Origin of the sequence: Aquihabitans sp. McL0605, from assembly GCF_049993875.1 — a bacterium.
Classification (GTDB): Bacteria; Actinomycetota; Acidimicrobiia; order Acidimicrobiales; family Iamiaceae; genus Aquihabitans.
Genome location: NZ_CP188252.1, coordinates 487,977 through 506,203, shown reverse-complemented (window position 1 = coordinate 506,203; position 18,227 = coordinate 487,977). Strand labels below are relative to the sequence as shown.

General features: G+C 68.8%; 16 protein-coding genes. 7 read left to right on the top strand and 9 right to left on the bottom strand.

The genetic code is table 11. From position 1 onward, the window contains the following. The first annotated feature begins 232 nt into the window (after positions 1 to 232). A complete protein-coding gene (locus ACPPVX_RS02315) occupies positions 233 to 1,882 on the top strand; it encodes a polymorphic toxin-type HINT domain-containing protein (RefSeq protein WP_426574979.1) in 1,650 nt (549 codons plus the stop codon). Positions 1,883 to 3,052: 1,170 nt separating this feature from the next. Here the strand turns inward: ACPPVX_RS02315 and ACPPVX_RS02310 are convergent. Further along, positions 3,053 to 3,220, bottom strand: a complete 168-nt coding sequence (locus ACPPVX_RS02310) for a hypothetical protein (protein WP_426573270.1) — start codon at positions 3,218 to 3,220, stop codon at positions 3,053 to 3,055. Positions 3,221 to 3,236: 16 nt separating this feature from the next. Here ACPPVX_RS02310 and ACPPVX_RS02305 point away from each other — a divergent pair, with 16 nt between their 5' ends. Both ACPPVX_RS02305 and ACPPVX_RS02300 read left to right on the top strand, forming a co-directional pair. After that, positions 3,237 to 4,178, top strand: a complete 942-nt coding sequence (locus ACPPVX_RS02305) for a polymorphic toxin-type HINT domain-containing protein (protein WP_426573269.1) — start codon at positions 3,237 to 3,239, stop codon at positions 4,176 to 4,178. A 9-nt stretch (positions 4,179 to 4,187) separates the two neighbouring features. Further along, positions 4,188 to 4,664: a TIR domain-containing protein gene (locus ACPPVX_RS02300; protein ID WP_426573268.1), complete on the top strand. Its 477-nt coding sequence runs from the start codon at positions 4,188 to 4,190 to the stop codon at positions 4,662 to 4,664. Between the two features lie 926 nt (positions 4,665 to 5,590). On the opposite strand, the gene ACPPVX_RS02295 is transcribed toward ACPPVX_RS02300, so the two are convergent. Continuing rightward, positions 5,591 to 6,490, bottom strand: a complete 900-nt coding sequence (locus ACPPVX_RS02295) for an SDR family oxidoreductase (protein ID WP_426573267.1) — start codon at positions 6,488 to 6,490, stop codon at positions 5,591 to 5,593. Between the two features lie 154 nt (positions 6,491 to 6,644). Between ACPPVX_RS02295 and ACPPVX_RS02290 the strand changes: the two genes are divergently transcribed. Then, complete coding sequence (locus ACPPVX_RS02290) at positions 6,645 to 8,270, top strand: acyl-CoA synthetase (RefSeq protein WP_426573266.1); 1,626 nt, start codon at positions 6,645 to 6,647, stop codon at positions 8,268 to 8,270. 3 nt (positions 8,271 to 8,273) lie between these two features. Here ACPPVX_RS02290 and rfbD read toward each other — a convergent pair whose 3' ends face one another. Continuing rightward, complete coding sequence (rfbD, locus tag ACPPVX_RS02285; RefSeq protein WP_426573265.1) at positions 8,274 to 9,140, bottom strand: dTDP-4-dehydrorhamnose reductase; 867 nt, start codon at positions 9,138 to 9,140, stop codon at positions 8,274 to 8,276. Positions 9,141 to 9,150: 10 nt separating this feature from the next. Next, positions 9,151 to 9,717: a dTDP-4-dehydrorhamnose 3,5-epimerase family protein gene (locus tag ACPPVX_RS02280; protein WP_426573264.1), complete on the bottom strand. Its 567-nt coding sequence runs from the start codon at positions 9,715 to 9,717 to the stop codon at positions 9,151 to 9,153. A 225-nt stretch (positions 9,718 to 9,942) separates the two neighbouring features. On the opposite strand from ACPPVX_RS02280, the gene ACPPVX_RS02275 reads away from it, so the two are divergent. Further along, entirely contained in the window at positions 9,943 to 11,115 is a 1,173-nt protein-coding gene (locus ACPPVX_RS02275; protein WP_426573263.1) for an acyl-CoA dehydrogenase family protein, read from the top strand. 26 nt (positions 11,116 to 11,141) lie between these two features. Here the strand turns inward: ACPPVX_RS02275 and ACPPVX_RS02270 are convergent, their stop codons facing one another. Further along, entirely contained in the window at positions 11,142 to 12,452 is a 1,311-nt protein-coding gene (locus tag ACPPVX_RS02270; RefSeq protein WP_426573262.1) for an MFS transporter, read from the bottom strand. Then, positions 12,449 to 12,937 carry a MarR family winged helix-turn-helix transcriptional regulator gene (locus ACPPVX_RS02265; RefSeq protein ID WP_426573261.1) on the bottom strand — a complete coding sequence of 163 codons (489 nt, stop codon included), beginning with the start codon at positions 12,935 to 12,937 and terminating at the stop codon, positions 12,449 to 12,451. The genes ACPPVX_RS02270 and ACPPVX_RS02265 overlap by 4 nt, the downstream gene beginning before the upstream one ends. A gap of 122 nt (positions 12,938 to 13,059) precedes the next feature. Between ACPPVX_RS02265 and ACPPVX_RS02260 the strand changes: the two genes are divergently transcribed. Next, a complete protein-coding gene (locus tag ACPPVX_RS02260; RefSeq protein ID WP_426573260.1) occupies positions 13,060 to 13,440 on the top strand; it encodes a hypothetical protein in 381 nt (126 codons plus the stop codon). 103 nt (positions 13,441 to 13,543) lie between these two features. Beyond that, on the top strand, positions 13,544 to 14,587 hold the full coding sequence (locus ACPPVX_RS02255; protein WP_426573259.1) for an LLM class F420-dependent oxidoreductase: 1,044 nt from the start codon (positions 13,544 to 13,546) through the stop codon (positions 14,585 to 14,587). Positions 14,588 to 14,630: 43 nt separating this feature from the next. Here the strand turns inward: ACPPVX_RS02255 and ACPPVX_RS02250 are convergent, their stop codons facing one another. Genes ACPPVX_RS02250 through ACPPVX_RS02240 form a run of 3 tightly spaced genes read right to left on the bottom strand, consistent with a single transcriptional unit; the run spans position 14,631 to position 18,209 of the window. Beyond that, on the bottom strand, positions 14,631 to 14,888 hold the full coding sequence (locus tag ACPPVX_RS02250) for a DUF3039 domain-containing protein (RefSeq protein ID WP_426573258.1): 258 nt from the start codon (positions 14,886 to 14,888) through the stop codon (positions 14,631 to 14,633). Positions 14,889 to 14,921: 33 nt separating this feature from the next. Next, on the bottom strand, positions 14,922 to 16,931 hold the full coding sequence (locus ACPPVX_RS02245) for an acyltransferase family protein (RefSeq protein WP_426573257.1): 2,010 nt from the start codon (positions 16,929 to 16,931) through the stop codon (positions 14,922 to 14,924). 51 nt (positions 16,932 to 16,982) lie between these two features. Then, entirely contained in the window at positions 16,983 to 18,209 is a 1,227-nt protein-coding gene (locus ACPPVX_RS02240) for an NAD(P)/FAD-dependent oxidoreductase (RefSeq protein WP_426573256.1), read from the bottom strand. Positions 18,210 to 18,227 lie beyond the last annotated feature (18 nt).

The following is an 18,227-nucleotide window of genomic DNA, read 5'->3' as shown; positions in this document are numbered from 1 at the left end:
GGTGGCCACCATTGATGGCACGACCACCACGTCGACGTTCAACGCGATCGGCCAGGTCGCGTCGTCGTCGGCGGTGACGGGAGCGTCGACGGTGACCAGCACCTTCGGATGGGATGCGGATGGCCGTCGTACGTCGGTGTCGGCGTCGTCGGGGCCGTCCGCGGTGTCGACCTATGACAACCGCGGCCTGCTCGCCACCCAGACCTTCACCGGAACCGGGGCACCGCCGTCGATGACCGATGCGTACAACGTCGACCGCCAGCTGACGACCATCGGGCTTCCGGCGAGCGGACAGCGGATCGATTTCGTGTGGGACGACACGACGGCGGTGCCGGTGGCGATGGATGCCTACGTGGGCTCGTCGTTGTGGACCCGGTCGAACTACGGGCTGCAGTACCTGGGCTACCAGGCGTCTTCGGGTGCGAACGCGGTGTTCTTCGCGTTCGACGCTCACCGGGACGTCGTCAACTCCTCCGACTACACCGCGCCCACCACCTACAACCCTTCGGGTGCGGTTGACGGGACGGTCCCATCAGGTGTCACGTTCGGCTACCGCGACCAGATCCAGGCCGGAGCGCTGCTCCACCTCGACAACCGCGACTACGACGCGGCGACGGCGAGCTTCACGACGCCGGACCCGCTCGGCGGCGACGACGGCACCACGACGGTGGCGAACCCGTACCACTACGGCGGAAACGATCCGCTCAACCAGATCGATCCGTCAGGTCTGCATCCGATCGACGACTCGGCGCTTGGTCCTCGGATCAACGCGGCGTGCCTGGAGCGCGGGGGCTGGCAGAACACGCGCAGCTTCTCCAAGGGCTACTTGAAGGCGTTCGGGCTGGGTTCTGTGCCGAAGCTGATCGATCCCGATGACCCGGTCTGCGACAACAGCTGGGAGACCGCTGGTACAGCGACGGGGGCTGGGTTGCAGATCGCCACCGGCGCCGAGGGGATCGAGGGCCTCGCCGATCCGGCCGAGAGCACGATCGCCCCCGAGATCGCCGGCGATGGCAGCGTCATCGGCGACGGCGACGCCATCGAACCCTCGCTCGGCGACAGCGGCTCCGCCACCGAGGAACCCGCCGGCAGCGGGGCGGGCGAAGGCGACTCCCAGTGCTCGGCAGGGGCCGGGAACAGCTTCACTACCGACACCCCCGTGTTGATGGCCGACGGCACCTACAGGGCCATCGGTGGCGTCCATGTGGGCGACCAGGTCTGGGCCACCGACCCGGCCACCGGCAGATCCCACGCTCGCGCCGTCACCGCCACCATGGCCCATGACGACGACGACCTCCTGGATCTCAGCATCACTGGCCCCGGCGGCCACGAGGGCGTGCTCCACACCACTGAGCACCACAAGATCTGGGACACCACCCGCAATGCCTGGAGCCAGGCCACCGACCTCACCCGCGACGACCATCTCCGCCAGCCCGACGGATCATCGGCCTCGGTCGTGGGCATCACCCACCGGCCTGGCGGCCAGCGGATGTTCGACCTCACCATCCAGACCGACCACACCTTCTACGTCCAGGCTGCAGACGAGACCGGCTACGCAGCCGTCCTGGTGCACAACTGCCCTGAGGATGAAGACGGTGGTGGTGGGGCAGGAATAACCCAAAAGACGGTGCGGGCGGGCGACCTGGCGGGATACACAGAGAGTCAGGCAACGCGCGGTCCGTGGTCGATTTACGAACACATGAGTGATGATGAACTCATCGATTCAATTAATAATGCACCCGATGGTGACGGCATCAATGTATCCCGTGACGGAGCAGTGTATGATGGCCATCATCGTTGGGATGAGCTCATGTTGCGTGTAAGCGACGGGAGAATTAGCGCTGATACCTCTATTCGAATTTGGATTGTGGGAGGAGAGTAGATGAACCACATCCGCCCAACCGACGCCGATTTCAGGATCTGTCAGGTGGACCTTAAGACCCTGGTTGAGCTTCAACTGAATGCAGAGGCGCGAGGTTGGTCCACGCGATGGTCATCCGTTGAGCGTCTTCGATCTCAGGTAAGCGGCAGGGCGCCGGTCCTCATGCAATCCTTCCTGCGCCAGCACGTCGGCGGAGGTGTGCAGACCTGCAGATGTCTGGTCCTCTACTCGACATTGAGTGGCGAACCACAGGGAGGAGTGGCGACGTTCGACGTCGATCCGGCCCGGCTTGCTCGTCTGCCTCGGATCGACCGAGACCCTGATGTAAGAAGTGCTCTGGTCGAAGTCTTTCGGCTGACGTCAGGGCGTATTGCGTTTGTCCCCAAGACGTGAGCGCGCCGTGGGTCTGATTCACCCCTGACCAAGGTTTCGACCACTTCCTCACCTTGAGCGTCCAGAAGGCACGCGGTTCCGTCGACGGCGGCGCGAATTCTCAGTGACTCATCTGTATTCGCAACCGTATGGATTCGTGCGATGCGAGGTTTGATGCCGGGCCTTGGGTGCGTGCCTTTCGCTGGCTGTAAGAAACGCGAGACCTCTTGAACATTTTGCCCGGTTTGGATTGAGCTCCGTCTGATTTTGGAGCGTCTGTGATTGATCGACTGGTGAATCCCTACGAGGGATTTGGGCCGTTGCGGTTCGGCATGTCGAGCGCTGCTTGTGCTCAAGTGATGGGGTACGAGCCGCGGATCTTCGAAAAGTGGGCAGGGATGGGTGGCGTACAAGTTCGAGGCCGACGGCATCTATCTCTACTTCTGGATGCGGACGAGTTGGAGTTCGTCGAGGTGGGCGGTGGCGTCGAGGTGCGGGTGGGGGATTGTTCGATCGGGAGCGAGGATGTGACCGAGGCGGTGGTGAGGCTGACGCCGTCCCAGGGTCTCGGGCGCGATAACGGCGGTGGTTCCGTGATCTTCGATGCCACAGGATTGGCGCTCTACGCCCCGCACGGCCATATCGAGGGCATCGCGGTTGCTCGGAGTGGCTACTACAAATGGAGGCACTACGCCTTGAGCCGGAGCTGGCCGCAGGGCGTGAAGAGGGCGACCCCGTGGGGCCGCCCTCTCGCGCGCTTTGGGTTCCGAGGGGCCGCTCAAGCGGCTCCTTGGGTGATCAGCCGCCGAGGGCCTTGAGGGTGCCCTGGAGCTCTTCGGTGAGGTTGGCCGGAACGGCATAACCGTCCTCGTCGCGGATCTCGTCGAAGTGGTCGCGGATGTCCTCGACGGTGAGGCTCTCGGTGTCGGTCCAGCCCTGGGTGACGCCGGTGAAGATGCGGGCCACGTGGCCGGGTCGGGTGGTGACGTTGCTCGATCCGGATGATCCGGTGTGCCACGACGGCTGGGAGGTCGGTGGCCAGGTCGTGGGCCACGGGTTGCGGGTGGTGGCGGCGGCGCTGCCGGCGCTGGGGGATGTGGCGGCAACGGACGCGAACCAGACGCTCGACGTGATCGATGACGGCCCCGAAGCGGTCGGTGACGCCGTCGATGAAGCGGTCGATGAGATCGGTGACGTGCTCGGTGATGGTGACGCGTGTGCGAACAGCTTCGCCGCTGACACCCCGGTGCTGATGGCTGACGGCACGCACAAGGCGATCTCTGATGTGCGCGTGGGAGACAAGGTCCTCGCCACCGACCCCGCCGCCGGCAAGAGCCACTCGCGCACCGTCACCGCGACGATGGTCCACGACGACGACGACCTCCTCGATGTGACGATCCGCGATGCCGCTGGCCACGAGGGAGCCCTCCAGACCACCGATCACCACAAGATCTGGGACGTCACCCGCGGCGCCTGGGTCCGTGCCGCCGACCTCACCCTCGGCGACCAGCTCCGCCAACCCGACGGAACCATCGCATCGGTCGTCGCCCTGAGCCACCGCTCAGGAACCCAACAGATGCACGACCTCACCGTCCAGGGCGATCACTCGTTCTATGCCCTGACGGCTGGTGCCGGCGAGCTGGTCCACAACGCGGTCTGTCCGTGGCAGTTGAAGACCGACCCAAACACTCACAATAAGGTTCTCGGCGGTTCACTGCCCGCTGGTGACAGGTTGAACGACATAAGCGAGGAGGATCTGCAGCAGCTGGAAGACGACCTCCGGGTTAGTATTCCGAATCGCATGACGAACCTCTGGGATCCTCAATTTGACGACGATTCCTATATTCAACACTTGAAACATGCTCAACGAATAAATCAGGAGCAGGACCTCTTGATTAGTGTCATGAAACGGCTGGGACACTAGGCTGCAAATATGAAAAAACCTGAAATGGCGTTCATTTTTCTAGGATCGAAACCGTCTGTCTTACGTGATGTCGGACGACTTATCCATACTGCTACGTCGTTGGAGGCTAGCGTCTTTGGAGCGAAGATTGATCCGGCCAGCGCGCTCATCGAGAGGTATGCTGATCCGGCTGACCCGTCCTGTGTTGTGATCATCATCTTGACAGGAGATGACTATTGCAGGGTTAAGGCTCGTCCATTGGGCGGCTGGGAGCAGCGGCCGAATCAGGATGTCATTTTGTCGCTGGGGTACTTTGTCGGGCGCCTTCCAGAGCAGCGAGTCATCGTGTTGCATGAACGCAACGTCGTCGGACCAGGCATGGTCGAGGGAGTCACGTACCTGTGCATTGAGGACTCGGATCTGCTCGTCCAGTTGGCACGAAGTCTCGAACGATGCGGTGCAACGATCGACTACTCGCTGATACCGGAGCGCCGCGCAGCACCGTAGGGTGCGACTAGTGGTTGCACGGTTGTGAGCGACTCTATCCATGAAGATGGTGTCAACCTCGAGGAAGTCGCGGCCGTAGAATGCTGCAATGGCCGGAGCATTTCTGATCCGTAGCGACAGCGCCTTCTACTGCGCTACTCGGGCATTCGATCCGGTCGTGCGGGAATTCGAGCGCGAGCTCAGCGGCTGACCTGGTAGCCAGGATCACGTGCATTTCGAGGGCGACCAATCTACCCTCAATCGGGATCGAACTTGGGGTCACGGCGACGACCCACTGAACCTCACCGCCAAGCAACTTAGATGGCTCCGACTGAATGGCTTCAATGTTTAAGCGAGAGCAAGCACAGCTACGGGCATGTCTGCAGGACCTTGTAGATAAAGGGATACTGAATATGGAGGCTGAATATGGAGGCTGAATTTGGTGTCGAAGGAGTGCGCCTATTTCTCGACCCATTGGAGTACGGTTTTGTTTTCAGGTGCATTACTGACCGCTTGTCCACCCTGCCGGAATGGGAGATAAAACCTCGCCTTGGCGTATTGCCAAATGAGGCGATCTCGATGCTGGACGCGCTCCTTGCGGCCGAGACAAATGCGCGGCGTAGCGGCGATCACTGGATGCGACCCCGGCCTGAATAACCCACATCGCACTTTGTGCGAAGTGGGGCCTTCCGCTCGGGCGGGTGGTTATGGCCCCTGCATGAGGAATTTTGGTTTCCCTCGGCGCGTCGTGGCCGAGGGTCGTGTGAAGTCGATTGCGGTTCTACCAGTTGGCCCAGCGGAAGATCGCATCGCGTGCTCGGCTCGGTCGCGAGCCGGCACGCAGATACTCCCCTGGCCCGTGCGCGGGTCAAGAGGGCGGGCCCCTTGGGGCCGCCCTCCTGTGCGCTTTGGGTTTCCGAGGGCCGGTGAAGCGGCTCCTCGGGTGATCAGCCGCCGAGGGCCTTGAGGGTGCCCTGGAGCTCTTCGGTGAGGTTGGCCGGGACGGCGTAGCCGTCCTCGTCGCGGATCTCGTCGAAGTGGTCGCGGATGTCCTCGACGGTGAGGCTCTCGGTGTCGGTCCAGCCCTGGGTGACGCCGGTGAACACGCGGGCCACGTGGCCGCCGCCGCACGAGTACACCTCGCCGGTGACCGGGCAGTCCTCGTGGGCCAGCCAGGCCACGACGGGGGTGATGAACTCGGGGCCGAGCTTGTCGACGAGCGGGCCGAGGAGATCCTCGGTCATGCGCGACTTGGCGACCGGGGCGATGGCGTTGGCCTTGATGTTGTTCTTGGCCCCTTCGACCGCGAGCACGCGGGTGAAGCCCACCAGGCCGGCCTTGGCGGCGCCGTAGTTGGTCTGGCCGAAGTTGCCGAAGATGCCGGCGGCCGAGGAGGTGTTGACGATGCGGCCGTAGTTCTGGTCGCGCATGTGCTGCCAGGCGGCGTGGGTGACGTAGAAGGCACCCTTGAGGTGCACGTCGATGACGGGCTCGAGCAGCTCGGGGGTCATGTTCTTGAACGCGGCGTCGCGCAGGATGCCGGCGTTGTTGATGACGATGTCGACCTTGCTGAACGTGTCGAGCGCGGTCTGGATGATGGCCTGGCCGCCCTCGGGGGTGGCCACGGAGTCGTAGTTGGCGACGGCTTCGCCGCCGGCCGCCTTGATCTCGTCGACCACCTGCTGGGCGGCGGTGTGGGACCCGCCCTGGCCGTCGACCGACCCGCCGAGGTCGTTGACCACGATGAGGGCGCCGCGCTTGGCGAGCTCGAGGGCGTGCGAGCGGCCGAGGCCGCCTCCGGCACCGGTGATGACCGCAACCTTGCCGTCGTAACCGAGATCTGCCATGGGGGACTCCTTGTGCTGCGCGAAAGGTGGGGAACGGGAGGCTATCGGGAGGCCCTCCTCCGGCCGAAACGGCGGGTCGGCACCCGCTCGGAGGCGATCCTGTCGTGGTCCGGTCCCTATGCTCGCCAGGCCAGCGACGCCACAGGGGGCACCGATGTCAGGTTGGAACTACGCCGAGATCTGGGAGACGGTCGCCAGCCAGATCCCCGATGCACCCGCCCAGATCCAGGGCAGCACCAGCTACACGTGGCGGGAGTTCGACGAGCGCGCCAACGGGGTGGCCCACACCCTCCTCGAGGCGGGCGCGGTCGAGCAGGACAAGGTGGCGCAGTACCTCCACAACTGCCCGGCCTACATGGAGAGCATGTTCGCCTCGTGGAAGGCGGGCCTGGTCCCGGTCAACACCAACTACCGCTACGCCGACGACGAGCTCGTCTACCTGTGGGACAACGCCGATGCGGTCGCGGTGATGTTCCACGGCACGTTCGCCGGCAACATCGAGCGCATCGTCGACCGGGTCCCCAAGGTGCGGACCTGGCTCTGGGTCGACGACGGCAGCGGGCCGTGCCCGTCGTGGGCCACGTCGTACGAGGATGCCGCCGCCTCTCACCCCGAGCGGGTCGAGGCCCCGTGGGGCCGCGACGGCGACCACCTCTACATGCTCTACACCGGCGGGACCACGGGCATGCCCAAGGGCGTGATGTGGCGCCAGGACGACAACATCCGCAACATCATCGCCCTCGGCGTGAACCCCCGGTACGGCGAGGACCCGGTCGACTACGACGTCACCCGTGAGCTGGTCCAGGCGCCGGGCATCGTCAGCGTGCCGGCCTGCCCGCTGATGCACGGCACCGGCTGCATGACCCAGCTGATCGCCCTCTCGGGCGGCGGGTGCGTGGTCACGCTCGAGAGCCCCCACCTCGACATCGAGGAGCTGTTCGACACGCTCGAGCAGCACCGCGGCAACACCACGGCCATCGTGGGCGATGCGTTCGCCAAGCCCATGCTGCGCGCCCTCGACGCCGAGCCCGACCGCTGGGACCTCACCAGCCTCTACGTGTTCACCTCGTCGGGGGTGATGTTCTCGGAAGCCTCCAAGCTGCGCCTCATCGAGCACCTGCCCCACGCCATGATCGTCGACGCCTTCAGCTCGTCGGAGGCGGTGGGCATGGGCCAGTCGGTGTCGGCCGCCGGCGTCGATCCCGACACGGCCACGTTCAAGCTGGGCGAGCACACCAAGGTGTTCACCGACGACCTGCGCGAGGTGGCCCCCGGCTCGGGGGAGATCGGCCGCGTCGCGGTCGGCGGCCACCAGCCGATCGGCTACTACAAGGACCCCGAGAAGACCGCGGCCACGTTCCTGCAGGTCGACGGCAAGCGCTTCTCGATCCCAGGTGACTTCGCCACCGTCGAGGCCGATGGCACCATCACCCTCCTCGGTCGCGGCTCGGTCTGCATCAACACCGGTGGTGAGAAGGTCTTCCCCGAGGAGGTCGAAGAGGTCCTCAAGACCCACGAGGCCATCCGCGACGCCGTCGCCGTCGGGGTGCCCGACGAGAAGTTCGGCGAGGCCATCACGGCGGTGGTCGAGCTGGCGCCGCAGACCGAGCTCGACGAGGCCGCCATCATCGCCCACGTCAAGGGCAAGCTGGCGTCGTACAAGGCCCCCAAGCGCGTGGTGCAGATCGACACCATCGGTCGCGCGCCCAACGGCAAGGTCGACTACAAGCGCCTCAAGGCCTACGCCATCGACGAGCTCGGGCTCGGGCTCGACGACTAGGCGCTACCCGACACCGCGAGCCTGGAGCTGGGCGACGAGCTCCTCGAGGGCGCGACGGTAGGGCGGCAGCACCGGCAGGCCGAGGTGGCTCGATGCGGTGGTGGCCAGGGCCGCGTTCGCGGGGCGCCTCGCCGCTCGTGGGGGTTCGAGCCCGCTGGTGGCGATGGGCCGCACCCGCTCCGGATCGAGGCCCGCCGCCGCCAACACCTCGCGTGCGAGCTCGAACCAGCTCACGGTGCCTACGTTCGTGAGGTGGAACGTCCCGGGGTGGCCGGCTACGCCGAGCTCGAGCAGGGCGGGGGCGAGGTCGGCCACGAAGGTCGGGTTGCCGATCTGGTCGTCGACGAAGGTCAAGGTGTCCTGGCGGCGGGCGAGGTCGAGGACCGTCCTCACCGTGCTCGAGCCGTGGAGCCCGGCCAGCCACGACGTCCGGGCGATCGTGTGGTGCGGCCCCAGCGCCCGCTCGCCGGCCAGCTTCGACGTGCCGTAGACCGACTGCGGGTTCGGGCGGTCGTCCTCGACGTAGGGGGACGCCTTGGTCCCATCGAAGACGTGGTCGGTGGACACGTAGAGCACGCGCGCACCGATCCGGTCGGCGGCCCTTCCCACGTGCTCCGTCCCGGCGGCGTTGACGGCCGTGGCCCGCTCGGGATCGCCCTCGCAGTCGTCCACCGCGGTCCAGGCGGCGGTGTGGATGATCAGCTCGGGGTGGACGCGCTCGACCGCCCGCTCGACCTGGTCGCGATCGGTGATGTCGGCCGGGACCTCGCCGCTGCGGCTGGTCCCGACGACGTCGTGACCACCTCGCGACGCGTGCTCGACCACCTCACGGCCGAGCATGCCGGTGGATCCCGTGACGAGGATCCTCACGACGACGGCCTCAGTCCTGCCGTGGGAAGCGCGGGTGCCGGGCGGCCTCGATCGCGGCGCGCTCGGGGTTGGTGCGATCGCGCTCGGAGAGGATGGGGTCGGCGAGACCCCAGTCGGCTCCGATGGCCGGATCGTCCCATGCCACGCCGAGCTCATCGACGGGGTCGTAGTAGCGGTCGACGAGGTAGGCGAGGGCCAGATCGGTGATCGACGCGAAGCCGTGGGCGACACCCGGAGGGATGTAGACGCCGAGGTGGCGGTGGTCCTCCCCGGCCCGCTCGCCCAGGTCGAGCATCTGGGTCGCCCCCTCGGTCGGGCTACCGATTCGGAGGTCGTGCAGCACCACGCGGGCGTGGCCCTGGGTGACGTACCAGTAGTCGGATTGGTGCAGGTGGTAGTGCAGGCCCACCACCGAACCGGCCTTCCGCTCGGCCCGGTTGCCCTGGACCATCTCGCGCGCCGAGGGGAACCACTGGCGCCGGTAGGTCTCGACGAAGACGCCGCGCTCGTCGCCGTGGATCGTGGGGTGCACGGTGGACACCCCGTCGATCGCCTCGCTGGGTCGGACGTCGGCCATCGCTACGAGAGGTCCTCGGCGCCGTGGGTGCCGTGGAGCGGCCAGCCGGCGGTTGGGGGACGTGGTGAGCGGTTGATGGTGCTGTCCTTCCGATGAGCAGACCGGCCGGGGAGCAAGGCGTGGCGCTCGTCCCCGACGGTGACCGTAGTTCTGGCCCGCACCCCGGCCGAGGTGCGTCCGCCGGGCGGAGCCCCGGGGGCCTGTGCCCGGCTACGTTCCGCCGTGATGGACTTCGAGCTGCCCCCGTCCGATGACCCGCGCCGCGTGGCGGTGCAGGACTGGCTGCGCGACCATCCGTCGCCATCGGGGCGGGACCTCGCCGAGGCCGGGTACGTGTCACCGCACTGGCCCGAGCCGTGGGGGCTGGGCGCCGACCCGATCCACCAGCTCATCATCGACGAGGAGCTGAAGGCGGCGGGCGTCCGGCGCCCCGTCAACCCGATCGGCATCGGCTGGACCGGGCCCACCCTCATCCACGCCGGCACCCCCGAGCAGCAGGCGCGTTACCTGCCCAAGCTGCAGTCGGGCGAGGAGATGTGGTGCCAGCTCTTCAGCGAGCCCGAGGCCGGCAGCGACCTGGCCGCCCTCGGCACCCGGGCCGTCCGCGACGGCGACGAGTGGGTGGTCAACGGCCAGAAGATCTGGACCTCGCTGGCCCAGTTCTCGACCTACGGCATCCTCATCGCCCGCACGAACCCCGAGGTGCCCAAGCACAGCGGGATCACCTACTTCGTCTGCCCGATGGATACGCCGGGGATCGAGATCCGTCCGATCATCGAGATGACCGGCGAGCACCTGTTCAACGAGGTCTTCCTGACCGACGTCCGGCTGCCGGCCGACTCGGTGGTCGGCGAGGTCGATCGGGGCTGGGAGCTGGCGAAGGTCACGCTCGGCAACGAGCGGGTCTCGCTGTCGTCGGGCGGCGCGCTCTGGGGGATGGGCCCCACCGGCGCCGACCTCATCGACCTCGTCCGCGACGCCGGCGGGACCACTGATCCGATCCTCCGGCAGCGCCTCGCCCGGCTCCACACCACCGAGGAGCTCCTGCGGCTCATCCGGCTCCGCACCGTGTCGGCGCTGGTCCGAGGCTCGTCGCCCGGTCCCGAGGCCTCCATCCGCAAGGTGCTCGCCGACGAGCACGGCCAGGCGATCATGGGCCTCGCCAAGGACCTCGCGGGGACGGCCGGCCTGCTGACCGACACCGGACCGCTGGGCACCGACCCGGCCGGGTGGCACCGAGGGTTCCTGTTCGCCCCGGCGCTGACCATCGGGGGCGGCACCGGCGACGTGCAGCGCAACATCCTGGCCGAGCGGGTGCTGGGCCTCCCGCACGACCTCGACGCCGAGGTGGGCCTCACCTGGGCCGAGGCCCGGGCCGGGGGCCGCACCCGCTCGTAGCGACGCAGGCGACCGGCCCGCGGAGGTCAGTCGGCGAGGGTGATCTCGTCGGTGATCGGTTCGAGGACCGCGGCGGGCCCGCCGAACGCCGGGAGGTCCTGCACCGGCGCCACGAGGTGGTGCTGGGTCAGGTCCATGGCCCGGGCGCCGTACACGGCGGCGGCGAAGCAGGCGACGGCCCCGACCAGGATCCCGGCCCGGGCGCCGGAGACGTCGGAGATCCAACCGACGATCGGGCCACCGATGGGCGTGGAGCCCAGGAACACCATGGCCTGGATGGCCAGCACCCGGCCGCGGTACTCGGCGCCGGCGAGCAGCTGGACGATGGCGGTCGACGAGGTCATGAAGAAGACCGAGGCGAGGCCGAGGGCGATGGCGGCGGGGAAGGCCAGGCCCAGGGTGGGGGCCAGGGCCAGCAGCACCATCGAGATCCCGAACGCGATCGACGACTGGACCAGGTGCTTCGGGGTGGCGTCCTTGCGGCGGGCGGACAGCAGGGCGCCGACGAGCGAGCCGACGCTCAGCACCGAGAACAAGATGGTGAACGAGCCGGTGCCGCCGCCGAGGGGGCCCTTGACGAGCAGCGGGACGGTGACCGAGAAGTTGAAGGCGAAGGTGCCGATGATGGCCATCATCACGAGGGGCACGAACAGGTTCGGCGTGGCCCGGATGTAGCGCAGGCCCTCGCGGACCTGGCCCTTGGCCTTGGCGGTGGGTGCCGAGCGGAAGAGCTCAGCGGGCCGCATCATGAGGAGGCCGGCGATGACCGCGGTGTAGGTGAGGCCGTCGAGGATGAACGGCCAGCCGAAGCCGAACGCGAGGACCAGCACGCCGGCCAGCGCCGGCCCGACGACGCGGGAGCCGGTCATGATCGCGGTGTTCAGGCTGACCGCGTTGGGAAGGTCTTCGGCCGTGACCATCTCGGTGACGAACGAGCGCCGGGTCGGGTTGTCGAAGGCGGTGATCACGCCCTGGATCGCCGCGAGGATGAAGATGGCGGGGATCGTGGCGTGGCCGCTCAGGACGAGGATGCCGAGCGCCAGCGACTGCGCCATGGCGGCGGCCTGGGCGGTGATCAGGAGCTTGCGCTTGTCGGCCCGGTCCGCCACGGCCCCGGCCCAGGCCCCGAGCAGCAGGACGGGGCCGAACTGGAAGGCGGTGAGGAGGCCGAGCATCGTGCCGGAGTGCGACAGGCTGAGCACCAGCAGGGTCTGGGTGATCATCGTCAGCCAGGTGCCGGTCTGCGAGATCAGCTGACCGATGAAGAAGAGCTTGAAGTTGCGGTGCCGCAGCGAGCGGAACGTCTCGTGGGCGGCGGAGTTGAGCTTGTCGGTCATGACTGCGATTCGGGGGGTTGCGGTTGCGGGGGGAACGACTTGGGCGGCGTGGTGAGGTGCTCGAGCACGACGAGGGCATCGGTGAGGGTGGCCAGCTCGTGGGGCGGCAGCGCCTCGAGGCGGTTGGTGAGCCAGGCGGTCTTGCGGGCCCGGATCTCGGCCATGAGGGCCTCGCCGGCGGGGGTGGTGGACACCCGGCTGACCCGGCGGTCGGCGGGATCGGACTCACGGACGACGTAGCCCGAGGCCTGGAGCTTGTCGACGATCTTGGTGGCGGCAGGCGCCCCGATCTGCTCCTCGTCGGCGAGCGTGCCGATGGGGAGGGGACCGCTCCGCGTGATGGTGGCCAGGGCGGCGAGCTGGGTGGGGGAGAGGCTGGCATCGGCCTGCTGGCGCAGGATGCGGGCCAGCCGCGTGACGCTGAGGCGCAGCCCGGCGGCGAGCTCCTGGGCGGCGAGCGACGGTTCGGTTGCGGTGGTGGTCACGGAAGGCATCGTACCGTACAACTGCTTTCCATGGGAAACTATTTCCCTGGCGAACGAACAATCCGGCAGGTCCTCGTCGCCAAGTGGCGGGAGCAGCCCGTGACCGGGCACGATTGCGGGCCATGGCCAAGACCGCAGTCGTCTCGAACCACCTGACCAAGGGCGCCAAGGTCGTCGCCACCGCCGAGCTGCGCGACGTGCCCGAAGGCACCGCCGGCAAGGTCATCCTGGTCAACGGGCTCACCTGGATCCGCTACTGGGTCCGGTTCGAGAACGGCGTGGTGCTCGGCTCGGTGTCGCGGGACAAGCTCGCCACCAAGCAAGACCTCGAGGACCAGCGCAACGGCGTCACCAGCACGGCCGTCGAGGCCGACAGCGGCGGCGGCGACGATGCCGGGGCCGACGACGGTGGCGGCGGCGGCCAGACCACCCCCAACGGCACGTTCGTGCCCCAGAAGTTCATCGACCGGGCCAAGGCGGCCCGGGAGCGCCTCGCCGCCTGATCCCGCCCGCAGGTCCCCCCTCCGGCTGACGATCGAGCCGGAGCGCCTCGCTAGGGTTGACCCGCCGGTCAAGGCGGTCGGTCAGCGATCAAGGGGATCCCTCGTGCAGATCAGCATGCAGCTCAGCTACAGCGGCGGCTTCAAGGAGGCGGCCGACACGGTCGCCGAGCTCGAGCGCGCCGGGCTCGACCTGGTGTGGGTGGCCGAGGCCTACGGCTTCGACGGGGCCAGCCTCATGGGCTACCTGGCCGCCAAGACCTCCACCGTGCAGATCGCGTCGGGCATCCTGCCGATCTACACCCGCACGCCCACGCTGATCGCCATGACCGCGGCGGGCGTCGACGCCCTGTCCGACGGTCGGTGCGTGCTGGGCCTCGGCGCCTCGGGCCCGCAGGTGATCGAGGGCTGGCACGGCGTGAAGTACGACGCCCCGATCGGCCGCACCCGGGAGATCATCGACGTGTGCCGCGAGGTGTGGGCCCGCGAGGACAAGCTCACCCACGAGGGCCGCTACTACAACATGCCGCTGCCCGAGGGCGAGGGCACCGGCCTCGGCAAGCCGCTCAAGATCATCGCCCACCCCGTGCGCCCCCGGATCCCGATCTGGGTGGCCTCGCTCGGCCCCAAGAACGTGCAGATGACCGCCGAGGTGGCCGACGGCTGGATGCCGATCCTGTTCGACCCGGCCAAGGCGGCCGACGTGTGGGGCGAAGACCTCGCCATCGGGGCGGCCGCGCGCGACGCCAGCCTCGACACCCTCCAGATCACCGCCGGCGGCATCGTCGCCATCGGCGACGACGTGAAGGGCATGCTCGACTTCGTACGGCCGATGGTGGCGCTCTACGTCGGCGGCATGGGCGCCCGCGGCAAGAACTTCTACAACACCCTGTTCCAGCGCTACGGCTACGAGGCCGAGGCCAAGGAGATCCAGGACCTGTACCTCGACGGCAAGAAGAAGGAGGCGGCGGCGATCATCCCGCAGGACTTCCTCGAGGCCATCTCGCTGGTCGGTCCCGAGGGCTACGTGAAGGAGCGCATCGCCGCGTTCGGCGAGGCGGGCGTCACCCACCTCAACGTGATCCCCGTGCCCACCGGCGACCAGACCCAGACGAGCATCGTCAGCTCCCTCAAGGAGTGGGCCAGCTAGTCCCGCGGGACCGGCCGGGCTGCTCCGGCCCGATCAGACCCGGTCAGGAGCCGCCGTGGGCCGCCCGGGCGGCGTCGAGGATCTCCTGGCAGGTGGGGCACACCTGGTAGCGGCCCGGATCCCGCGTGGGGACCCAGGTCTTGCCGCACAGCGCGGTGACCGGCGTGCCGGTGATGTACGCCTCGGTGACCGCCGAGGCGGGCACCACCACGTGGGCGAACTTCTCGTGGTCGCCGTCGTCGGTCACCGGGTTGGTGACCTGCTCGGTGGTGGTGTCGACCGTGGTCTCGAGCTGACTCATGCCCACGAGTCTGACGCCTGGCGCGGCCGACGGCTACTTCGGGGCCTGGAGGCGCTGGAGGAAGGCGGCGACGTCGTCAGCGTGGGCTCTGGTGAAGGCGCTGGTGAGGTGGCCCTCGTCGGCGTAGACGTAGCGGCCGTGGCTCCAGATGGCGCACGGGTCGCCCTCGCACGCCAGGTCGAACGTGTCCATGGTGGCGTCGGCGCCGAGCACGCGGCGCTCGTTGGCGATGTGGCGCTTGACCCGGCGCTGGGCTTCGGTGCGGCTGCGCCCGCAGGCCTCGAGGTCGTGGGTCTCGGCCATGCACTCGAGCGGCTCGGGGTAGATGCGCGGGTTGTCGAGGAGGGCGCCGACCGTGGCCCCCTGGGCGGTGAGCTCGTCGCGCATGATCTTGAGGGCGTCGGCCCAGACGACCAGCTGGTTGCCGCGGCCCTCCACCTGGTTGCCGTCGGCATCGGCCACCTGGCGGGTGAGGTCGCTGCCGACGAGGACGACCGTCTCGGGCCGGGTGTCATCGATGAGCCGGCGGGTGGCGGCCTGGTAGTCGACGCAGTCCTGGTTGAGCTTGTGGGTGACCTCGGAGATGGTGGGGACCTGCACGCCGGGGCAGGTGCTGGCGGCCCGGACGAGCACCCGCAGGCCCAGGTCGGTGCCGGCCTGGTCGAACGCCGGGGTCCAGGACATGGCGTGGGAGTCGCCGGTCACCACGATGGTGCGGTCGGCCGTGGCGTCACCCACGGTGCAGACCTTGGCGCCGTGCGGATCGCGGCTCCACCGGCAGACGTCGAGCCAGTCCTTGTCGGCGGCGGCGGCCAGATCCCGCTGGAAGCTGCCCTTGAAGACCTGGTCGCGGTGGATGTTCACACCCACGGCCCCGGCGAGGGCGAGGGCGGTGAACCCGATGGCCATGGCGGCGGTGGCGGACCCCGAGCGGTTGAGGCGCGGCGACCGCCGGATGGGGTCCTCGAGGAGCCGGAGGCTGACGTACGCCACGCCCAGGGCGGCGATGGCCGCGCCGAGGCGCACGGTGGCGGTGTCGTGGTCGAGGGCGAGGACGGTGAGCACCATCGCCGGCCAGTGCCACAGGTACCAGGAGTACGACACCCGGCCCAGCCACCGGAGCGGACCGACGGCCGCGACCCACGTGGCCTTCGACCACGAGCCGGCGGCGATCACGGCGACGGTGCCGAACACCGGGATCAGCGCGGCGCGCCCCGGGAAGGGGGTGGAGGCGTCGTAGGTGTGGGCGACCGCCAAGATGGCCACCAGGCCGCCGACGCCGAGCACCGCCGCGGTCAGCGGCCGCAGCGTCCCGCGGATCCGAGTGGTGGCCACCGCGAGCAGGCCGGCGACGCCGAACTCCCAGGCCCGCGAAGGGAGGCCGTAGAACCCCAGCGGGCTGCCGCTGGCCACCAGCGACGTGCTGATCGCGAACGACCCGACCGTGAGCACGGCGAGCATCGCGACCAGGGCCGTCTGCGAGCGGTGGAGGCGCCGGCCCACGGCGAGCGCGCCGGCGAACACGAGGGGCCACACCAGGTAGAACTGCTCCTCCACGGCGAGCGACCACGTGTGGAGCAGGGGCGACGACGCCACGTCGGTGGCGAAGTAGTTGCTGGTCTGAGCGGCGAAGTGGTAGTTCGCGTAGTACAGCGATGCGGCCACGCCCTGGGCGGAGAGCTCGCTCCACCGCAGCGGCATCAGCACCACCGTCCCCGCCACCAGCGTCACCAGCACCATCACCGACATGGCGGGCACCAGCCGGCGCAGCCGCCTCGCCCAGAACCCGCCCAGGGCGATCCGCCCCGACGACGAGTGCTCGGCGAGGAGGTTCCGGGTGATCAGGTACCCGGAGATCACGAAGAACACGTCGACACCGACGAACCCGCCGTCGAGGCCGGGGATGTGGGCGTGGTACAGCACCACCAGCACGATCGCCACGGCGCGGAGCGCGTCGACATCGGGGCGGAAGGTCGGCTTGGCGGGTCGGCGCTCGACCGTTGGTTCCGGGACGCGCTCGCGGTCGAGGGTGGTGGCCGACATGAGGTGCTGACGGTAGTTGAGCCGGGCTGGCGAGCTGGAGGCGGGTGGCGCTCAGCTGCTGCTGGGAGGCGCGTAGGCGCCGTCGCGGCGCAGGACCTTGCGGTGCCACCGGCCCGGGGTGATCGCGATGGCTCGGGGCTCGTCCTCGAACAGCCAGCGGGCGAAGTTGCGGCGCGTCCACGGGGTGAGGTCGGCCACGCGGATGGCGCTGCGGGCCCCCCGGCGGTGCTTGAGCGCCCGGATGAGCAGCAGCGACATCTTGTGGTCGGGCACCAGGTCGCGAGCGACCGCCTGCTCGTAGCCGGCCCTGACCGCCCCGGGTGCCGCGCCGGAGCGGATGATGGCGGTGGCGGCCTGCTGACCGGTCAGCAGGGCCTGGCCGATGCCCTCGCCGGTCATCGGGTCGGTGACCGCGGCGGCGTCGCCGACCCACAGCACGCGTCCGGCGGTCAGGGCCAGCTCGCCCACCCGGGCGGGGATGGGCCACGCCTGGTGCCGGTCGTCGGCCACGGCATCAGGGCCGAGCACCTCGGCGATGTGGGGCCGGGCCAGGAGCTCGGGCCACAGGGCCTTCATCTCCTTGGTGGCGATCTTGGCGCCCCGCTGGATGCCGAAGCCCACGTTGGCGCCGCCGTCGGGGAGCGGGAACGACCAGGCGTAGCCGGGCAGCAGGTCGGGCTCGAACCACACCCACAGGTCGCGGGCGGCCGGGCCGACGTCGTGGAAGTACTGCCGGAACGCGTGCCAGTCGCCCAGGTAGCCGGGGACGGCGGTCCCGAGCAGCTTGCGCATGGGCGACCACATCCCGTCGGCGGCGATGACGTAGCCGGCGGTGACCGTGGAGCCGTCGGCGAGGGTCAGGACCACCTGCGTGCCCTCGTCGGTGGCCCCGGTGACCTCGGCGTCCTCGTGCACCTCGGCACCGGCCTTGCGGGCCAGGTCGACGATGGCGGCGTCGAGGTCGGTGCGGCGCATGACCGCAGCGAACTGACCGCGGTGGCGCGGCAGCGGGAAGGTGGCGATGCGGCCCGAGGGGGAGACGACGTGGATGTCGTCGACGGGGGTCCACGAGGCCACGGCGTCTGGGCGCACGCCCAGGTCCTCGAGGATGCGCAGGGCGCCGGTGGTGATCCCGTCGCCGCAGATCTTGTCTCGCGGGAAGGTGGCCTTGTCGAGGAGGGCGACGGACCGACCGGCGCGGGCCAGGGTGATGGCGGCCGCCGCCCCTGCGGGGCCGGCGCCGACGATCGCCACGTCGGCCACGGTGGATTCGGTCACGGTTCGGAGGGTACGGCC

Coding starts and splice junctions, on each gene's coding strand:
- ACPPVX_RS02315 (WP_426574979.1), top strand. CDS start 233: ATGACCGATGCGTACAACGTCGACCGCCAGCTGACGACCATCGGGCTT.
- ACPPVX_RS02300 (WP_426573268.1), top strand. CDS start 4,188: ATGAAAAAACCTGAAATGGCGTTCATTTTTCTAGGATCGAAACCGTCT.
- ACPPVX_RS02295 (WP_426573267.1), bottom strand. CDS start 6,490: ATGGCAGATCTCGGTTACGACGGCAAGGTTGCGGTCATCACCGGTGCC.
- ACPPVX_RS02290 (WP_426573266.1), top strand. CDS start 6,645: ATGTCAGGTTGGAACTACGCCGAGATCTGGGAGACGGTCGCCAGCCAG.
- ACPPVX_RS02280 (WP_426573264.1), bottom strand. CDS start 9,717: ATGGCCGACGTCCGACCCAGCGAGGCGATCGACGGGGTGTCCACCGTG.
- ACPPVX_RS02275 (WP_426573263.1), top strand. CDS start 9,943: ATGGACTTCGAGCTGCCCCCGTCCGATGACCCGCGCCGCGTGGCGGTG.
- ACPPVX_RS02270 (WP_426573262.1), bottom strand. CDS start 12,452: ATGACCGACAAGCTCAACTCCGCCGCCCACGAGACGTTCCGCTCGCTG.
- ACPPVX_RS02260 (WP_426573260.1), top strand. CDS start 13,060: ATGGCCAAGACCGCAGTCGTCTCGAACCACCTGACCAAGGGCGCCAAG.
- ACPPVX_RS02250 (WP_426573258.1), bottom strand. CDS start 14,888: ATGAGTCAGCTCGAGACCACGGTCGACACCACCACCGAGCAGGTCACC.
- ACPPVX_RS02245 (WP_426573257.1), bottom strand. CDS start 16,931: ATGTCGGCCACCACCCTCGACCGCGAGCGCGTCCCGGAACCAACGGTC.